Source organism: Marinobacter sp. M-5, assembly GCF_032911545.1.
Classification (GTDB): Bacteria; Pseudomonadota; Gammaproteobacteria; order Pseudomonadales; family Oleiphilaceae; genus Marinobacter; species Marinobacter goseongensis.
Map to the genome: position 1 here is coordinate 1,406,686 of NZ_JAWJEK010000001.1, position 18,627 is coordinate 1,425,312.

Genomic DNA, 18,627 nt, shown 5'->3' on the forward strand with positions numbered 1-18,627 from the left:
ACATAATGAATACCGATTACCGTAAGGCACTTCCGGGCACTGACCTGGACTACTTCGATACGCGCCAGGCAGTGGAAGACATCCAGCCCGGCGCCTATGACAAGCTTCCGTACACGTCCAAGATTCTGGCAGAGCAGCTGGTTCGCCGCTGTGCCCCCGAGGCGCTGACGGATTCCCTTAAACAGCTGATTGAGCGTAAGCGGGATCTGGATTTTCCATGGTATCCCGCCCGTGTGGTCTGCCACGATATTCTGGGTCAGACCGCGTTGGTGGACCTTGCCGGCCTGCGTGATGCCATTGCCGAGAAAGGCGGTGATCCTGCCAAGGTCAACCCGGTGGTGCCCACGCAGCTGATCGTCGATCACTCGCTGGCCGTCGAGGCCCCGGGCTTTGATCCGGATGCGTTCGAGAAAAACCGCGCCATCGAGGATCGCCGCAATGACGACCGTTTCCATTTTATCAACTGGACCAAAACGGCCTTCAAGAATGTGGATGTGATCCCGCCGGGCAACGGCATCATGCACCAGATCAATCTGGAGAAGATGTCCCCGGTGGTTCAGAACCGGCCCGATGGCGAAGGCAAGCGGGTAGCGTTTCCGGACACCTGTGTGGGCACGGACAGCCACACTCCGATGGTCGATGCCCTGGGTGTTATCTCTGTGGGCGTGGGTGGCCTTGAAGCCGAGAGCGTGATGCTTGGCCGTGCGTCGATGATGCGCCTGCCCGACATCGTGGGCGTTGAGCTCACCGGAAAACTGCAACCGGGCATCACCGGCACCGACATGGTTCTGGCCATTACCGAATTCCTGCGCAAGGAAAAGGTGGTTGGGGCCTATCTCGAGTTCTACGGCGAGGGTGCTGACAGCCTGACCGTGGGCGATCGTGCCACCATCTCCAATATGACACCGGAGTACGGTGCGACGGCGGCGATGTTCTACATCGACGGTCAGACCATCGATTACCTGAAGCTGACCGGCCGTGAAGACGACCAGGTCGCGCTGGTGGAAACCTACGCCAAGGAGGCGGGGTTGTGGTCAGACGGCATGAGGAGCGCGGAATACGAGCGGATACTGAAGTTTGACCTCTCCAGCGTTCATCGCACCCTCGCGGGTCCGTCGAACCCCCACGCGCATTTGCCGACGTCGGAACTGGCTGAGCGCGGCATTGCCGGTGCCTGGGAGCAGGAAGAGGGCAAGATGCCGGATGGCGCATGCATCATTGCCGCCATCACCAGCTGTACCAACACCAGTAACCCCCGCAATATGGTGGCAGCCGGTCTGATTGCCCGCAACGCCAACAAGCTGGGTCTGACCCGCAAGCCCTGGGTGAAAACCTCTCTGGCGCCGGGCTCGAAAACCGTAAAAATGTATCTTGAAGAAGCCCAACTGATGTCCGAGCTGGAACAGCTGGGCTTCGGCGTCGTGGCGTTTGCCTGCACCACCTGTAACGGCATGAGCGGTGCGCTGGATCCGGTGATCGAGAAGGAAATTATCGACCGGGATCTCTACGCCACCGCCGTGCTGTCCGGAAACCGTAACTTCGATGGCCGGATTCACCCCTACGCCAAGCAGGCGTTCCTGGCGTCACCGCCCCTCGTTGTTGCCTACGCGATTGCCGGCACGATTCGTTTTGATATCGAGAAGGATGTTCTGGGTCACGACAAGGATGGCAACCCGGTCACCCTGAAAGACATCTGGCCCGACGATGCGGAAATCGATGCGATCGTGAAAGCCAGCGTCAAACCGGAACAGTTCCGCAGTACCTACATTCCGATGTTTGATGTCACCCGGGATGCCCAGACCAACACCAACCCATTATACGACTGGCGGCCGCAGAGCACCTACATTCGCCGCCCGCCCTACTGGGAAGGTGGCATGGTGGGTGAAAAAACCCTGAAAGGCATGCGCCCGCTGGCGATTCTGCCGGACAACATCACCACCGACCACCTGTCGCCGTCCAACGCGATCATGATGAACAGCGCGGCGGGCGAGTACCTGCACAAGATGGGTGTGCCCGAGGTGGACTTTAACTCCTACGCCACCCACCGGGGTGACCACCTGACCGCCCAGCGTGCTACTTTCGCCAACCCTAAACTGTTCAACGAAATGGTGCGGGATGACGAGGGCAATGTGAAGCAGGGCTCACTGGCCCGGATTGAGCCAGAGGGCAAGGTGACCCGCATGTGGGAAGCCATCGAAACCTACATGGAGCGCAAGCAACCGCTGATCATTATCGCCGGTGCGGACTACGGTCAGGGCTCATCCCGTGACTGGGCAGCCAAAGGTGTTGCGCTGGCCGGTGTGGAGGCCATTGTCGCTGAGGGCTTCGAGCGGATTCACCGCACCAACCTGATCGGTATGGGGGTGATGCCGCTGCAGTTCGAGGAAGGGACCACCCGCCAGACTCTGGCCCTCGATGGCACCGAAACCTACGATGTCGAGGGCACTCCGGCGCCCCGCGCCGAACTGACTCTGGTGATCCATCGCAAGAACGGCAGTACCGAGCAGGTACCCGTGATCTGTCGCCTGGATACCGCCGAGGAAGTGTCCATCTACAGTGCCGGCGGTGTGCTGCAGCGTTTTGCTGAGGACTTCCTGCAATCGGAAGGTGCAGCATGACCCATCCCGCACAAATCCGCGTGCCCGCCACCTATATGCGTGGCGGCACCAGCAAGGGGGTTTTCTTCCGGTTGCAGGATCTGCCAGACGAGGCGCAGGTCCCGGGCGAGCCCCGGGACAAGTTCCTGCTGCGAGTCATCGGCAGCCCGGATCCCTACCAGAAGCAGATTGACGGCATGGGAGGGGCGACCTCCAGCACCAGTAAAACGGTCATTCTGGCGGCGCCGACCCAACCGGATCACGATGTGGACTACCTGTTCGGTCAGGTGTCTATCGACAAGCCCTTTGTCGACTGGAGCGGCAACTGTGGCAACCTGACGGCGGCCGTCGGTGCGTTTGCCATCAACGGCGGTTTCGTGGCCAAAGACCGAATTCCGCAAAACGGCATCTGCACGGTCCGGATCTGGCAGGCCAATATTCGCAAGACCATTGTCGCCCATGTGCCGATAACAGATGGAGAGGTTCAGGAAACCGGTGATTTCGAACTTGACGGTGTGACCTTTCCGGCGGCGGAGGTTCAGGTTGAGTTCATGGATCCCGCCGATGGTGAAGGCTCCATGTTCCCCACCGGTAACCTGGTGGACGATCTGGAGGTGCCGGGCGTGGGCACACTGAAAGCGACCATGATCAATGCCGGTATTCCGACTATCTTCGTTAACGCCGAGGATATCGGCTACAAAGGCACCGAACTGCAGGAAGACATCAATTCCGATGCTGACGCTCTGGCGAAATTCGAATCCATTCGCGCACACGGTGCGGTGCGGATGGGGTTGATCAAGAGCACAGAGGAAGCGGCCAACCGCCAACACACGCCGAAAGTGGCGTTTGTAGCCAGGCCCTCGGATTATCTGTCCTCCAGTGGCAAATCCATCGGCGTGGGAGACGTGGACGTTCTGGTCAGGGCCTTGTCCATGGGTAAACTGCACCACGCCATGATGGGGACCGCAGCCGTTGCTATAGCAACCGCCTCGGCGGTTCCGGGAACGTTGGTGAATCAGGCAGCCGGAGGCGGAAACCGCACCCAGGTGACGTTCGGCCACCCGTCTGGAACTCTGCGGGTCGGCGCGGAAGCGCAAGAGCTGGATGGTGAGTGGACAGCCACCAAAGCTATCATGAGCCGCAGTGCACGAATTCTGATGGAGGGGTGGGTGCGCGTGCCCGGGCTTGTCGACTAAATTTACACATTCATAAATGAAGACAAATAACTAATTGTTAAATAAGAACAAAAATAGTTGGCAAACTGTTTGCTACCTGTCGCTTGTACGATCATAAAGTCAAGTTACACAGGAGCAGTAACATGAAAATGACTCCAAACCTTCTGGTCGCAGGATTGCTGGCTGGAACCTTCTCCATGGCGCATGCCGCGCCAATGAGTGTGTTCGATCTGAAAACCGATTCCGGCAATCCGGTATTCAACGACACACTCGGAGAGGGCGATTTCTACGATAACGGCGCAATCTTCGCCACCCTTCACGACACCGATGGTACCCAGGATTCAGCGGGTGCCTTCCTGCTTTTCGAATTTGCCGGGTTTGCCAACGTCAACAGCTTCGGCATCTATGACGCACAGGATGCCAGTCAGATGCTGCAGGTGTTTTCCGGCGGCGATGCGTCCGGTGGTCGCCAGGTAGAGTTTGATCTGGGTGCCGGCACCGCGGAGACCTTATACGGTAGGGCAAACATCGGTGCCTCTTTCGGCTTTTATCTTCAGCGTGGCGACAACGTTTTTTACTCTGACGCCGGTCTTAACGGCGGCGTGGATATGACACGTATCTTCGACGTAACAGCGAGCCAGAATACTGCTTTTTACGGAAGTTCCCTGATCGTGGGCTTTGAAGACCTGATCGATGGCGACTTCGACTATAACGATCTGATTGTGGGCATTTCGGACGTCAAGGCTGTTCCTGAACCGGGCACGCTGGCCCTGTTTGGGCTCGGTCTGCTGGGCTTCGGTATGACGCGCAGAAGCAAGTCAGCCTGACCATGTCACCCCGGGATTAGATATGGTTCCGGGGTGTCAACAAACTTTACGTAGCAAATTGTCAAAGTCGTTAACAGTTCGTTGCAGTATTGTAAAAATGCAGTAAACTTTGTTCATTGTCAGTTCTGTCGCATCGGATGCGCAGGCGCTTTTACAGTGAGCAACAAAAGGAGTTGGCGTGGCCCACGTCAGATTGTTCCGGCACTACATTCACGTTCCTTTCGTGATACTGGGCCTTATCGACTTGGTTGTGTTGGCCTTCAGCTTCTGTGTCGCCGTTTTTTTCCGGCATTTTGGCGAAGTTTCCTTCTTTCTCGATAACATCCAGTATCTGCTTCCCTCAGCCATCGCGTTCGGTATGGCGAACCTTGTGGTGATGATTGCCCTGGGCGTTCATCAGTCGCGTCTGGAAGAGGGCATGTCCGGCATGATGTTGCGGACCATCTTTTCCCTGATCATTGGCGTGCCGGCGTCTGCGTTTATTTTTCTGCTTGGCAATGAATGGCTTTGGTATCTGGGGTTCAGCGACATCCTGACGTCGGCGTCGGTATTCGGGCTTTTCCTGTTGGGAATCTCCCGTTGGATTTTCTTCGGCATTGCCGGAAAGGATGCGTTCAAGCGCAAGGTGCTGGTGCTTGGCGCCGGTGCCAAAGCCCGGCAACTGCTGGAAGACCTGAAAACGCCGTTTAACCGAAAAGGGTTCATTATCACCGGTTTTGTGCCGCTTCCGGATGAGCCGGTCCAGATACGCGACGAATCTCTGTTACTCCGGCTTGCCAGTCTTCATCGCCACATACTGCGTCATCCCGTGCGGGAAATCGTGGTCGCAGTTGATGACCGGCGCAAGGGACTGCCCATGGAAGACCTTCTGGAATGCAAGATGGAAGGCGTGCGCATTGTCGATGGCGCCAGCTTTTATGAGCGGGAATCGAGAAAAGTAGCCCTTGAGATGGTGACTCGTGGCTGGCTGGTGTTCTCTGACGGGTTTACGGTGTCTTCGGTTTCCGGTTACGGAAAACGCCTTCTGGATATCGTTGCAGCGGGCATTCTGCTTCTGGTGGGCCTGCCTTTAATGGTGCTGACGGTCATTGCGATCAAGATCGAGGACGGTCTCAAGGCTCCGGTCTTTTACAGTCAGGAGCGGGTAGGGCTCAACGGTCGTATCTTCAGCGTCCACAAATTCCGCTCAATGGTCACCGATGCAGAGAAGAATGGCGCAGTCTGGGCCCAACAGAATGATAGCCGCGTGACGAGGGTTGGCGACTTCATCCGCAAGGTTCGAATCGATGAACTGCCGCAGATATTCAACGTTCTCAACGGAACCATGGCGTTTGTTGGCCCGCGTCCGGAAAGACCGGTGTTTGTAGAACAGTTATCCGCCAAAATTCCCTTCTACAGTGAGCGCCACAGGGTAAAGCCCGGTTTGACTGGCTGGGCGCAACTCTGCTTCGCCTACGCCGACAACGAAGAAGACACTCGCGAGAAACTTCGTTATGACCTTTATTACATCAAGAATCAGAGTTTGTTGCTGGATTTGTTGATTATAATTCAAACAGTCGAAGTGGTATTGTTTAAAAAAGGATCAAGGTAGTTTCGGGGCGGCTTTTCCCGAAACATGGAATGAAGCATGGACTTGTAGAGAGGTTTCACAATGTCAAGGATGTACACCCTCCCAGGGCTCACTCTGCTGTTTGCCTCGTTAGCACTTATTGCTGGCTGTGCCGGTGGCCCCTCATCTGACGAAGATGTCCGGCGTGCGTTGAGCATGAACACGTCCACCAGTGTCGATCGGTATGTGCTGGGCGCCACCGATGTGGTTCAGGTTTCCGTATGGAGAAATGAGGATCTGAGCGTCAGTGTTCCGGTTCGTCCCGATGGAATGATTTCTGTTCCGCTGATCGGCGACGTGCAGGCCAGTGGGCGAACGCCGACGGATTTGGCCAACGATATCGAGGAACAGCTGGCCAGATACATCCGGGAACCCAATGTCAGCGTCGTAGTGACGTCTATGGGCAGCCACGAGTACAACGACCGGGTTCGGGTAACCGGCGCAGTGCAACAGCCTATGTCGGTGCCCCATCGTGCCGGTATGACTGTGCTCGACGTGGTCCTCGGCGCAGGGGGGGCCACGCCCTTCGCTTCGCTCAACAACGCCATGCTGTATCGGAAAATTGACGGTGATGTCGTCGCCATTCCGATTCGTCTCGAAGACATCCTGAATGATGGCGATGTGCGCACAAACTACGCGATCCGACCCGGTGACATCTTGAGCGTCCCGGAAAGAAGTTTCTGATCCTTCGTCGATACGATTCACCGATCAAGTCTAGTGGGAGAGCGCCATGGCACTGCCCTTATCAGATCTGCCTGCCGAGATACTCAGGGAAGTCCGCGCGAGAAAGTGGTTTGCGTTTTTGCTGTTCGTCGTTGTGAGTTTTGGCGTTCTTGCTGCGGGGTTTGTCTGGCCCTACAAATACGAGTCAGAAACCATCATTTTCATTGATGACCAGAACATCATCCAACCCCTGATGGAGGGGAGTGCTGTTACCACGGAGATCAACAAACGGGCGTCCTCCGCGAAAGAGCTGCTCTGGAGTCGGAGCGTAATTGAAAAAATTGCGAAGGACGAGAAGATCTTTGGCGAAGGCGCTGGCACGGTGGAACCCGCCCGGCTAGAAGGGCGCATCTATTATCTGCGCAGCAACCTTTCCGTTGCGCCCCGCGGGGAGAGTTATTTTTCTATCGGGTTCAGTGCAGAGTCTCCGGCCCGTGCCTTCCACGTGGCGCAGCGCATGGGCCAGCTATTTATCGAAGAAACCAATCAGCGAAAACGTTCGGAAAGCCGCAGCGCCTACGACTTTATCAACAACCAGGTCAAGGGATATGAAAACCAGCTGGCGGAAGTTGAGGCGCGTCTCAAGGACTTTCTTTCGGAGAACGTCGACGGCACCGAATCTGAAGCCAACAACCGGATGGCAAACCTGAGAAGTCAGCTGGAACTGGCAGAACTGGAAAGGTCCGAACTTCAGACTCGTGAGCGATCCCTTGAGAGCGAGCTGAATCGCGTCAATCCAATGATCGTACAAGGCCGTTCGGCAGATGCTTATCAATCGAGAATCAATTCACTGCAAGAGCAGTTGGATAATCTTCGCCTTCGTTACCACGATACCTATCCGGATATCGTGATTCTGCGTGAGCAGATTCAGGAATTGAGAAGGCAGAGAGAGCGGGCGATTGCAAATCAGGGCGATGAACCGGTTCGACTGGCCGAGGGAGAGGAGGTTTCCAATCCCGTATACCAGGAACTCCAATCTGAATTGTCGCGAACGAGAGCGAATATTCAGACAATCAACACCCGCATCAATTCGTTCTCGCAATTACTGGCCGAGCAGACAAGGCGGATGGAGCGGATTCAGGACAATAAAGCCGAGTACTCGGATTTGACGCGAGACATGGAAGTCAACAAGCAGATATATGACGATCTGCTGAAACGTCGTGAGCGGGCGCGGGTATCGATGCACCTTGACGTGGAAGGCCAGGGCCTGAGCTATCGGATCAATGAAAACGCCCAGTACCCGCTTAGCGCCTCCGGCCCTGGTTTCCCGGTGTTCGCGGCTGCGGGCCTGTTACTCGGAGCGCTCGCGCCTTTCGGTTTGGCGGCGGGGTTGCTCCAGGTGGATCCGCGAATCCGGGCAAGGGAGCAGCTGGAGGAAGAGTTCGATTTTCCGGTACTGGTTGAGCTGCCACACGTTAAAACGCCATTTGAACAACGCCGTGACAGGCGAGTTACCTCTGTAGTCGGTCTTTGCGCTGTGGTTGCAGTTGTCACGTATCTGGCACTGGTGGTTGCGGCCATCATGGGGGTGATCGGATGACTGAGCAAAATAACAAAGCGGAAAAGCCTCAGGGCAGCGTTGATGACCAGTTAACCGCCCGCAGCAATGAGGCGGAACAGGGTGACGAAAGTTACTGGCTTAAGAAAAACAATGAACTGAGTAAAGATGGCGTGCCTTACTCGGAGTGGGAGGATTCCAGAATGCTGGTGCCCAGCTCCCTGGAGTTGGGCCCGGGGGCCGTGGACCGCTATGTCATCAGCAAACAGATCGTACGGATGCAGGAACCGCGACGACTGACAGCGGATGATATGGATGAACGGCGGATCATCTACCCTGAGTCCCGTAACCGACAGATGGTGAACCGGTTCCGGGATCTCAGGACCAAACTCCTGGAGGTCGCAGGCGGGAACAATTTCACGATCGTAGTGAGCGGAGCCTCCCCCGGCGCTGGCACCTCGTTTGTCGCGTTGAACCTGGCCGCGGCGTTCGCATTTGATCAGGCAAAAACAGCCCTGGTGATTGACTGCAATCTGCGTGATCCATCACTGCACACGACGCTCGATATCATGCCGGAGACAGGCTTGACGGATTTTCTGGATGATCCCGATTACGACATTGCACGCATTCTTTACCCCACAGGAATTCCGAGGCTCCGTCTGATTCCGGCGGGCAGTCGCCGCGAGACGCCATCAGAGTTCTTCACGTCGTTTCGGATGAAGCAGTTTCTTCAGGCCGTCAGACGTCGATACCCCGACCGGTTTATCGTGCTGGATACGGCTGCGGTGACAGAGTCCCCGGATGCACGCATTCTTTCGGAGCTCTGTGACTACGCCATGTTGGTGGTGCCCCATGGGCAAACCACACCCGGAGTGATTGAGCAGGCTGCGTCTGCTTTCAGCTCAGAAAAGTTCGTGGGGGCAGTGATCAATGGGTAATTCGAGGATGCGTCGAGACGTTGTCTGGCAACAGATGCTGTGCGCCGGTCTGGTTGTGTTGCTTCCTTTGACCGCTATGGCCAAGCCAGTAAAGATTTTCGGGGGTTTTGAATCCCGGTTTACCGACAATGCCCGAAAATCGGCGTTTGAGGAGGAATCAGACCTGGAATCCGAGGTCAGTGTTGGCATCCAGCACACCTCGGATCCGGGCCGATGCAATTCTGACCTGGATGCCCGCATCGCGTATGTGTATTGGCTTGACGACACCTTCGATCCGGAGCCCTACGGCGATATGGATTTTCTGGGTGACTGCCGAATCGGTAGAGGATTGCTCTGGCGAGCTGAGAACTACCTGCGTGAGGTCGTTCAGGACAGTCGGGTCAGCAACAATCCGGACAATCGAACAAGCAAGAACCTGTTTCGCACCGGGCCAGAGTGGACCGTGAGGCTCGGGTCGGTGGACCAGGTCGTGTTCGCGGCGGAATATGAGAACACGGAGTATGACGAACCGGATGAGACAGACAGCGAGCGTTATATTGGTACCGTAAGCTGGAATCATTTTTTTGATCCCTCCTTTACCGGTGGTTTGAGCGCTACCGCTGACCAGGCAGAATTGGATACCGATGACGAGATAGACCGTGAAACCCTGTCCGCCACGTTCAGTAAAACGTGGGCGGCGACCAGTTTTGCGGGGGCTGTGGGCTTCAGTCAGATAGAAACGGTGGCAGATGGCCGAACGGATGAGACCGATGGGTTTGTCGGGAACTTTGAACTTGTCCGGGCCATAAACCCGACCACCGAGCTGACGCTGGAGGCGAGCCGGGAGCTCACGGATGTGACGTCGGACTTCGACATACGCTTTGGCGAGTTTGTATTCAATCTGGAGCAGACCAGTGCTGTTGAAGTGTCGCTTGTCCGTGGCGAATTGCTGAAAACCTTCAGTGCGGGGTCTACACTTGCGCTGGGCGCCTATGCCAGTCGCTCGGACTATATTGATGTGGGGCTTGAGGAAGATCGCGCAGGCTTTGTGGCAGACTATCGCCGTCCGGTTACCTCGCAGATGACCGCGACGTTTTTGTACGCCTTTGACAGCTTGAGTTACTCCGACGATGACACCCGGGACGGTGTCATTCGGCTGAATGCGGGAATTGAGTACCAGCTAAACCGGCAACTCGTTTTTGCTGGCAGGATCGGCCACGAACAGCGCCAGAGCGAGATAGACTCCAGGGAATTTGACGAGAACTGGGTGTCGTTTGGCCTGAACTACCAGTTCCGCTAGGCCAGCCACCCGACGTATCCGCGAGGCAGGGAACCGCGCCATGACACGCAAGATTCAGAATGCATTGACTATCGATGTGGAGGACTATTTTCAGGTTGCCGCCCTGGCCGAGGCCGTCGACCGGGACGATTGGTCTTCGATGGAATATCGCGTGGAGGCAAACACAGACCGTCTGCTGGCACTGTTTGACGAGCACCAGACCAAAGCCACATTTTTTACCCTGGGCTGGGTTGCCGCGCGGTCGCCGGCACTGATTCGCCGTATTCGCGACGCCGGGCATGAGATTGCCAGCCACGGATACAGTCATCAGCTGATCTACACCCAGACGCCTGAGGTGTTTCGCGAAGAGACGCGAAAATCGAAGACGGTGCTCGAAGACATCACCGGGAATGCGGTGACGGGTTACCGCGCAGCCAGTTACTCGATCACGTCAAAATCGCGATGGGCGCTCGATATTCTTTGTGAGGAGGGGTTCACCTGGGATTCCTCAATCTTTCCGGTGCATCACGATCGTTACGGTATGCCGGGTACGCCTCACGAGCCTTATCTCCTGCAGACACCTAACGGCGGTACCCTCACCGAATTTCCGTTGTCTACATGTCCCATCGGGCAATACCGGCTTCCCATTGCCGGTGGCGGCTATTTCCGGCTATTCCCCTATGGAATCAGTCGTTGGGGGCTGGGAAAGATCAACAAGGCAGGGCAACCGTTCATTTTTTACCTTCATCCCTGGGAAATCGATACAGAGCAGCCGCGGCTGAAAGTGAAGGCTTTCTCGCGATTCCGGCACTACAACAACCTCGATAAGTGCATGGGGCGCCTTGAACGCCTGCTGGGAGACTTCCGGTTCGGGTCGGTTTCAGACGTGCTGGCCGGAACTGCCATTTCAACCGATGCAGTAGCGGTCTGAGGACCAGTTAAGGAAAGGGAAATGGAAACGGATGTACCTGCTGCCAGTCTGGACGGCGTCAAAGCGCGGCTCAGTGAGCTCAAGGCACTGAAAGGCCGGCTGGGCCGTCAGATCGATGAGGCGCGACAACAGGACACGCGCCCGGACGACCTGATTTCTGAAATGCAGCGGGTGGCCAAAGAGATCAAGCGGATTCAGAAGCGCATCAAGAGTCAGCAGAACAACGAAATGCCCCGGCCAGGATGGACACCCCAGCCCCCGGCAATGCCCGGCATTATTGCTGAGAGGCCCTTGAGTGAGCCTTTCACGGTCTCGGAGTGTGGCCCTGACCGTCTTCACCTCGCCGACCGCTATATTGCAGACCACCCTGCCGGGTCGATCTGGCACCGCCCGGGCGTCACCACGTGTATTCAGGAAACATTCGGCCACAAAACGAGCTACCTTTGCGCATCAGACGCCGCCGGCCGGATCGTCGGGGTATTGCCACTCGTGCAGTTGCGGAGCCGGCTTTTCGGCAACTTCCTGGTTTCCCTGCCGTATTTCAACTACGGCGGCGTGTTGGCCGATCATGCGGAGGTGGCGGATCGGCTGATTGAGATCGCCGCGACGCGGCGCAAAGAGCTGGGCGCCGGGCATGTTGAGCTGCGATTCAGCCAGGATACTGGGTCCGGCCGGCCTCAGCGAACAGATAAGGTCACATTCTGGCTGCCATTACCCAATGACCCGAATGACCTCTGGCATAGCTTTCCGCCCAAGCTCCGTGCACAGATACGCCGTGGTGAGCGGGAGCTGACCGAGTTAGTCGTTGGTGGCGAAGAGCTTCTAGATGAGTTTTACCGGGTGTTTTCGATCACCATGCGGGACCTGGGAACCCCGGTCTATGGCCGGGTGTTTTTCCGGAATCTGCTTCGCGCGTTGGGCGGCCAGGCCTGGCTGGTTATTGCGCGGGTGAACGGTCAGGCCGTCGGGTGTGCATTTCTCACCGGTTACCGCAACCGTATGGAGATTCCCTGGGCATCGACGCTTCGGTCTCACAGCCATACCGCGGTGAATATGATCCTGTACTGGCGGATCCTTCAGTTCGCCATGGACAAAGGTTATGAGATCTTCGATTTTGGCCGCTGCAGTGAGGACGCAGGCACCTATCGCTTCAAGCAACAGTGGGGAGCTCAGCCGCAGAGACTGTATTGGGAGTACATCCTGCCGACGGGGGAGACACTTCCGGCGCTCAACCCCGGCAATCCCAAATTCCGGTTGCTGATCGCTGCATGGAAGCGCTTGCCGGTCTGGCTTGCGAATCGCGTTGGTCCCCGTATTGTCAGGGTTTTGCCTTGATGAGTGTTTTCCAATCCAGGGCGTGGCAGAGCGCGTGGTGGGAAACCTGGGGCCATGAGCCGGGGCTACGCCTGATACGCCCATGGGATGGCCAAACCTCCGGGCTGTACGAGTCCCGTTACCGCCTGAAGGGCGTTCTTCCGGTCCGCTCAATGCAGTTCGTGGGCACCAGCTATCGGAGTTTGCGCACGCCAAGAACCGAATACAACCGGTTCTGCCCGGCGGAGGTCAGTGGTAAGGACCTGCTGTCCGAAATGGTTGCTGTTCTGGAACAGAATCCGTGGAGCGAGGTGGTGTTCAGTGATCTGCTCAGTGGGTCCGAAGAGCTGTCAGCACTTGTAACCATCGCGGCCACCCACAAGTGGGCATTTCGTATAAATGCCGCGGATGAAGGCTATGCGGTCGCTACCGATGGCCGCTTCGAGGCGTACCTGGGGTCACTGGGAGCCAGCAGTCGCCTGCGACTCTACAATCGTCGAAAGTTGCTGGAAACCCGGGGAGAGATTCGCCTTGATAACGCCTGGCCAGATCGTGCAGAGGCATTTTTCGATGCACTGAACCTGTTCCATCGTGCGCGTTGGAAAAAAGATTGTGTGACAGCCCGCAGTCGCGAGTTCCACATGAAGTTTCTGGCCCGGGTCATGGGTGAGGGCGGGCAGCCCATGCTGTCATTACTGACCTGTGATGGGCAGATTGTGTCGGTGCTGTACAACGTGAGGTATGAGGGCGTGGTGTACAACATCCAGGCGGGTTTTGAAGAGAATTTTCATAAGAAACTCTCGCTCGGATCCCTTCATTTAGGCTACGCCATTGAGGAGGCCTTCCAACGCGCTGATACGGTTAAATTCGATTTTCTGGCGGGCGAAGGCAAAAACGAAGATTACAAGTCACGTTTCGCCACCGAGAACTACCAGTTTATCTCGGTGATGTTGGTAAAAAGTCTGTTGTTCCGCGCCCTTTACTGGATGAGAGGGTAGATCCACCATGTCAGGGACCAAGATGAAAACCGTACTCCACCTGATCGACACCACCGGCCCGGGCGGGGCGGAAACCGTGTTTACCGGCCTGTTAAGCGAATTGCAGAAGAGTGACTTCCGCAACCTGGTGGTCCTGCGTGGTGAGGGCTGGGTGGCTGACAGAGTTCGCAGCCTGGGTATTACGCCGCACATTATCGATTCAAAAGGGAGTTTTAACCTCGCGTACATCAGGGCAATGCGTGATCTCGTCAGGGCCCACGATGTCTCTCTGATTCATGCCCACCTTCTGGGCTCCAATGTGTATGGAGCCCTGCTGGCGTTGATCTGCAGAAAACCGATGATTGCGACCTTCCACGGCGCCGTCGATGTGGCTGCCCGGGAGCGATTCCTGAAGGCAAAATTTGCCATCATCGGCTGGGGAGCGTCCGCGATTGTCTGTGTATCACGGCGACTGCAGCGAGAACTTGCGGAACGCAGTAGTTTGCCGACACATAAGCTTGAACTGATCTACAATGGGGTTGATCCGGAGCCGTTTTTGTCGCCCTGTGCCGGTGCTCTCAAAGCTGAGTTGGGGCTGTCTGAGCAGGCGACGCTGGTTGTTTCCATTGGCAATATCCGCCCGGCAAAGGGGTATCAGTATCTGGTCGATGCGGCAGTCAGGCTTGCAGAGCACGCGCCCGACATCCACTTCATCGTGGTTGGCCACCAGCGAAAGGCATTGTTTGATGAACTGGAAGCACAGATTGATCGGGCACCGCGGCAACCCAATATCCATTGGCTGGGCTTCAGAGAGGATGTCGCAGATATACTCAGACAAGCGGATGTTTTTCTTCTGCCCTCTGTATCGGAAGGTTTTTCGATAGCCACAGTGGAAGCCATGATGGCCGGCGTGCCGGTTATCGCAACGCGCAGCGGAGGGCCTGAGGAAATCCTTGAGGACAACCAGTCCGGGTTTCTCATACCGGTGAAAGATTCAGCGGCGATTGCCAGCGCGATTGAAAAGTTGATGGATCCTGCAGAGCGGAGCCGGGTCACCGAGGTAGCCCGGGCCATTGCCCAAACGCGGTTCAGCCTGCACAGCATGCTGAGTGGCTATCAAAAACTCTACAAGAGATACACCGGCCATTAGGATTTCGGGCGGGAGGCGGACAGCAATCGTCAGGTTGTGGCAAACAGGGAAGGGGGATTGCGTTGAAGTCGTTCATCGTAAGGCTTGCGAATCTGATCGGGGAGACGGGTATCTACCGCCTGCTTTGCCCCAATCGAATGCCCGTGTTCATGCTCCACAGGATAACGGAAGGGCCAACGGCGCTTGCCGGAGCCATGCCTGCGGACACACTTCGCCGTTATCTGACCTACCTGAGTGACCGCCAATACCATGTACTGACCATGACTGAGCTTTTGGCGGTCGTTGAACAGAATCAGTGCATTCCCGATAAATCCGTCATGTTCACCATTGATGACGGATTCCGGGATCATCACGACCTGGCCGGAAAGATTTTTGACGAATTCGGATTTCCGCTGAATTTCTTTGTGATCACCGATTTATTGGATAGTAAGCTGTGGCCCTGGGATGATCAGATCAACTATGTCATCGCTCACACTTCGAAAGTATCCGCCGACATAGTCCTGCCATCCGGGCAGATACAGCCCATTGATCTGGAGAACAAAACCCAGAGGCAAGCGGCGCGAGAGCTCAGGAACCAACTGAAGCGTGAGGACCAGGAACACCTGTATGACTGGCTCAGAAACCAGCTCTACCCCGTGCTTGATGTTGCTTTCCCGACTGACATTCCGCCGGAGTATCAACCCATGTCCTGGGATGACGCCCGGTCACTGAGGGCGCGGGGCCATGGGGTCTATCCTCATACCTGTTCTCACAGGATTCTTTCAACGCTGTCGCTGGCGGAAAAACAAGCCGAGATCAACCAGTCCCTTGAGCGAGTGGAAACCGAACTGGCATACCGGCCGGACGTGTTTGCCTACCCCACGGGAAGGCGTTCGGACTACGACAAGAACGACGTGGCAGAGCTCAAGAAGTCGGGTTTCAGGATGGCGTTCAATACCGTGCCGAATTACGTGAGGCAGGGGCAGAACCCCTATGAATTGTCCAGATTCTCTCTGCCTGAGAGGCTGTCGGAATTCCTACAGATCGTGAATCGGTTTGAGGCGTTGAACCGAAGGGTGCTCCGTCAGCCGGAGTTACCGGCTAACTTTTTACTGACCCGGTAAAGAATCTCTTTCATTGAAGCGAGGGAGTAATGGAGCGCCGGACGCGGGTCCCTCCAGTAAAACAGCGCGCCAACTCTTCGATGTTTGAGCAGACCGAAATAGAGTTGAAGAATATGCAGCAGCCGTTCGCGGTTCTCCAATCGCGCGATCAGATCCCCGAAAAAGTTCCAGTAGACGTGATTGTTCTTCTGCGGACCGACCTGAATGTTGTTGCCATATGCAGCGTGGGTAGAGGCCAGCAGGTTGTTGACCCCACACCGCGTATCGAACCAGTTGCACATGCCAAGGCGGGGATTGGTTTCGATGTAATAATAACGGTTGGTTGTCGGATCCCGCTTGAACTCAATCATGGCCGGCCCCGTGTATTTGAGGATTCCGCCGATTTTCTCGCAGATCGCGCGTAACTGCTGATTTTCAAGGCTCATGGCGAGCGAGGTGACGCCGTAATGAGAGGGCATGGTTCCCAATCGTTTGAATACGAAGCATGCCGTCATTAGATGGTTCTGATCGAACGTGACGTTGCAGACCCAGAGGTTGTCATCGTTGCCCGGAATAACCTGCTGGGCAATAAAACGATTCAAATGGCCGCTAAAGCGTTTCTGAAAAACTTCGAACTCCGCGCGGGAATGAACGATTTCATTTTTTGCGCCGAGCAACTGGTATTCCCGGAAGGTTCGCGGTTTGATAATCAGAGGGAAGGTTTCAGGTAAGCAATCCGCCAGATCGAAGTAGGTTCTTGGCAGAGGGATAGCACCTCCTGCCATGAATTCACATTCAAGCTTTTTATCATTGAGGATGTCGGTTGTTTCTCCTCCGGGCACCATCAAATGGTGCTTGCTGTAACCCTCGTTTTTCAGCTTTCCCAGTATTTCCGCCGCGTAGTCGGAGCATGCGATCAACACCCCGGAGCCGGATTCTGTTGTATAAAGATTATCCAGGATCAGTCGGACGTCATCCAGAGAGGGGGAGCTTGGGAGAAGAAAACGATATTGACTGAAGCGGCTGTATGCGCTCAGATCTGTTTGACCGGTTAACAGGGTGTAGGTCCGCAGTTCGGCATGAGCCGCAGATCGAACGGCCCCGAGGCCATTAAGACCGCTTGCAAGCACAATAACATAGGGCTGTTGCATTAAATTATCACTTCCTGAGAGCAAGAAGGTAGTGCTTCAACTCGAACCAGAACGGACGTAGGTCGTTAAGCCGATTCACCTCATGTCTTGTCCGCAACCCCGGCTTCAGAAAACGCAGAATCTCGAGAATTTTCGCAGCTGCCGAATAGACGGTACCCGGCGCCTTCATAACCAGATACAAACGATCAAGGTCTCCCAGTAACCAGCGAAGCTGTCCGTAGTGCGATTTTACTTCCGGCAGTCGCTCGCCGACACTGACCAGGTAGAGGAGCCAGGGGAAGTCGACACCGGAATCAATCGCTAACTGCAACGACCCCCAAAACCTGGGGTTAATCTCCATCAAATAGCCCGTGCCGTCCTGTGCCACACGGAATTCAACCATCGCCACACCATGCCAGCCCACAGTATGAAGGAGTTTTTCAGCGGAAGCCTTTAATGTTTCGTTAACCTGAGATGACTCGCTGAGGACGCTGACGCCGCCGCCAGGAGGTTTTTCACGCAGCCTTCGGTGTGCAAAATAACAGCGAGGCTGTCCGTGGTCGAACAGAGCGAAGACGCCCTGGCCGAATCCCTCTACAAAAGATTGGATCGTAAACGGAAATCGGAAGAAAGAATGGGACTGAAGCGCTGCTTGGGCCTCTTCTTTTGAGTGCGCCACGATTACCTGAGAGGAGATTATGGCGTCATCCCGGAGAATTCTTGACTTGAATGGTTTGAGCACCACGGGGAAGTTGTCAATGGTCTCCAAGACGCTCAAACCGTCGTCTACGCTATTACAGGCCACGGTCTCAGGAATCGGAATGTTCTGCGAGCGGGCGAGCCCGAACAGGGCGTTCTTGTTAGCGACCTTTTCAACCGCCTCGGAAACCGGGAACGGGAGCACGACAGAGTCTGGTAGTTCTGATCGGTACCGGAGAATGACGTAGGTGGTCGCTTCGGTGACCGGGAGCAAAAAAGTGATTCCTAGTTCGCGAATCTGAAGCAGGACATTCTCGAAAAACTCTCGGGGAGAGGTAAAGGGGTCGGCGTAACGCAGTTGCTTGCTGCAGAATCGTGAGACACCCGCAAGAGATGGAGTGGATGTCTCACCAACCGCTACCCAGAGTCCTTTTGAGCCAAGCGATCTGACCGAGGCCAGAGCGGCCCGTTGATTCCCGTCAAGTATCAGAATTCGGTGATCCATTGATAGCAACGTCCTGATTTGTCGCATTTTTGATGAGCACGGCGCAATTATCCGGTATAAGCAGAGTAAATTCTATGAAAGTGAACTAAAATCACAGCGTGGAAAATACACGTGTTTACGGCCACTCCGGGGGAGCTCGGGGATTCAGTACTGAATATCGGGCAAATGCGCGTGCCTGCAGTCAGGATGAGTTGTCTACCAAAGGGAGATTTGA

At 55.8% G+C, this 18,627-nt stretch carries 15 protein-coding genes; 13 read left to right on the forward strand and 2 right to left on the reverse strand.

Annotated features, from left to right (window positions below):
* The first annotated feature begins 5 nt into the window (after nt 1–5).
* The 13 genes from acnD (at nt 6) to R0125_RS06570 (ending at nt 16,100) form a co-directional block, all read left to right on the forward strand.
* Nucleotides 6–2,618, forward strand: coding sequence for a Fe/S-dependent 2-methylisocitrate dehydratase AcnD (gene acnD, locus R0125_RS06510; RefSeq protein ID WP_317237578.1), 2,613 nt, complete (start codon nt 6–8; stop codon nt 2,616–2,618).
* Nucleotides 2,615–3,793, forward strand: coding sequence for a 2-methylaconitate cis-trans isomerase PrpF (gene prpF, locus R0125_RS06515; RefSeq protein WP_317237579.1), 1,179 nt, complete (start codon nt 2,615–2,617; stop codon nt 3,791–3,793). Before acnD ends, prpF begins: the two co-directional genes overlap by 4 nt.
* Before the next feature lie 122 nt (nt 3,794–3,915).
* A complete protein-coding gene (locus R0125_RS06520; protein ID WP_317237580.1) occupies nt 3,916–4,599 on the forward strand; it encodes a PEP-CTERM sorting domain-containing protein in 684 nt (227 codons plus the stop codon).
* 178 nt (nt 4,600–4,777) lie between these two features.
* On the forward strand, nt 4,778–6,190 hold the full coding sequence (locus tag R0125_RS06525) for a TIGR03013 family XrtA/PEP-CTERM system glycosyltransferase (RefSeq protein ID WP_317237581.1): 1,413 nt from the start codon (nt 4,778–4,780) through the stop codon (nt 6,188–6,190).
* 174 nt (nt 6,191–6,364) lie between these two features.
* A complete protein-coding gene (locus R0125_RS06530) occupies nt 6,365–6,892 on the forward strand; it encodes an XrtA/PEP-CTERM system exopolysaccharide export protein (protein WP_317237582.1) in 528 nt (175 codons plus the stop codon).
* Between the two features lie 46 nt (nt 6,893–6,938).
* Entirely contained in the window at nt 6,939–8,471 is a 1,533-nt protein-coding gene (locus R0125_RS06535; RefSeq protein ID WP_317237583.1) for an XrtA system polysaccharide chain length determinant, read from the forward strand.
* Nucleotides 8,468–9,367, forward strand: coding sequence for a polysaccharide biosynthesis protein (locus R0125_RS06540; protein ID WP_317237584.1), 900 nt, complete (start codon nt 8,468–8,470; stop codon nt 9,365–9,367). Before R0125_RS06535 ends, R0125_RS06540 begins: the two co-directional genes overlap by 4 nt.
* Before the next feature lie 7 nt (nt 9,368–9,374).
* Nucleotides 9,375–10,646, forward strand: a complete 1,272-nt coding sequence (locus R0125_RS06545) for an outer membrane beta-barrel protein (protein WP_317237585.1) — start codon at nt 9,375–9,377, stop codon at nt 10,644–10,646.
* A gap of 40 nt (nt 10,647–10,686) precedes the next feature.
* Nucleotides 10,687–11,556, forward strand: a complete 870-nt coding sequence (locus R0125_RS06550) for an XrtA system polysaccharide deacetylase (RefSeq protein ID WP_317237586.1) — start codon at nt 10,687–10,689, stop codon at nt 11,554–11,556.
* Nucleotides 11,557–11,577: 21 nt separating this feature from the next.
* The gene (locus R0125_RS06555) at nt 11,578–12,891 is read left to right on the forward strand and encodes a FemAB family XrtA/PEP-CTERM system-associated protein (RefSeq protein ID WP_317237587.1); all 1,314 of its coding nucleotides are present in this window, start codon (nt 11,578–11,580) and stop codon (nt 12,889–12,891) included.
* On the forward strand, nt 12,891–13,868 hold the full coding sequence (locus R0125_RS06560) for a GNAT family N-acetyltransferase (RefSeq protein ID WP_317237588.1): 978 nt from the start codon (nt 12,891–12,893) through the stop codon (nt 13,866–13,868). Before R0125_RS06555 ends, R0125_RS06560 begins: the two co-directional genes overlap by 1 nt.
* 22 nt (nt 13,869–13,890) lie before the next feature.
* Nucleotides 13,891–14,997: a glycosyltransferase family 4 protein gene (locus tag R0125_RS06565; protein ID WP_317237589.1), complete on the forward strand. Its 1,107-nt coding sequence runs from the start codon at nt 13,891–13,893 to the stop codon at nt 14,995–14,997.
* A 62-nt stretch (nt 14,998–15,059) separates the two neighbouring features.
* Nucleotides 15,060–16,100, forward strand: coding sequence for a polysaccharide deacetylase family protein (locus R0125_RS06570; RefSeq protein ID WP_317237590.1), 1,041 nt, complete (start codon nt 15,060–15,062; stop codon nt 16,098–16,100).
* Here the strand turns inward: R0125_RS06570 and R0125_RS06575 are convergent.
* A complete protein-coding gene (locus tag R0125_RS06575) occupies nt 16,061–17,230 on the reverse strand; it encodes a hypothetical protein (RefSeq protein ID WP_317237591.1) in 1,170 nt (389 codons plus the stop codon). The two genes, R0125_RS06570 and R0125_RS06575, sit on opposite strands and share 40 nt — an antisense overlap.
* A gap of 7 nt (nt 17,231–17,237) precedes the next feature.
* A complete protein-coding gene (locus R0125_RS06580) occupies nt 17,238–18,413 on the reverse strand; it encodes an ATP-grasp domain-containing protein (protein WP_317237592.1) in 1,176 nt (391 codons plus the stop codon).
* Nucleotides 18,414–18,627: the final 214 nt, after the last annotated feature.

Bases quoted from the DNA above. Each gene is read 5' to 3' on its own strand.
- R0125_RS06530 (WP_317237582.1), top strand. From the start codon at position 6,365: ATGAACACGTCCACCAGTGTCGATCGGTATGTGCTGGGCGCCACCGAT.
- acnD (WP_317237578.1), top strand. From the start codon at position 6: ATGAATACCGATTACCGTAAGGCACTTCCGGGCACTGACCTGGACTAC.
- R0125_RS06575 (WP_317237591.1), bottom strand. From the start codon at position 17,230: ATGCAACAGCCCTATGTTATTGTGCTTGCAAGCGGTCTTAATGGCCTC.
- R0125_RS06560 (WP_317237588.1), top strand. From the start codon at position 12,891: ATGAGTGTTTTCCAATCCAGGGCGTGGCAGAGCGCGTGGTGGGAAACC.
- R0125_RS06555 (WP_317237587.1), top strand. From the start codon at position 11,578: ATGGAAACGGATGTACCTGCTGCCAGTCTGGACGGCGTCAAAGCGCGG.
- R0125_RS06545 (WP_317237585.1), top strand. From the start codon at position 9,375: ATGCGTCGAGACGTTGTCTGGCAACAGATGCTGTGCGCCGGTCTGGTT.
- R0125_RS06550 (WP_317237586.1), top strand. From the start codon at position 10,687: ATGACACGCAAGATTCAGAATGCATTGACTATCGATGTGGAGGACTAT.
- R0125_RS06580 (WP_317237592.1), bottom strand. From the start codon at position 18,413: ATGGATCACCGAATTCTGATACTTGACGGGAATCAACGGGCCGCTCTG.
- R0125_RS06540 (WP_317237584.1), top strand. From the start codon at position 8,468: ATGACTGAGCAAAATAACAAAGCGGAAAAGCCTCAGGGCAGCGTTGAT.
- prpF (WP_317237579.1), top strand. From the start codon at position 2,615: ATGACCCATCCCGCACAAATCCGCGTGCCCGCCACCTATATGCGTGGC.
- R0125_RS06535 (WP_317237583.1), top strand. From the start codon at position 6,939: ATGGCACTGCCCTTATCAGATCTGCCTGCCGAGATACTCAGGGAAGTC.
- R0125_RS06520 (WP_317237580.1), top strand. From the start codon at position 3,916: ATGAAAATGACTCCAAACCTTCTGGTCGCAGGATTGCTGGCTGGAACC.
- R0125_RS06565 (WP_317237589.1), top strand. From the start codon at position 13,891: ATGAAAACCGTACTCCACCTGATCGACACCACCGGCCCGGGCGGGGCG.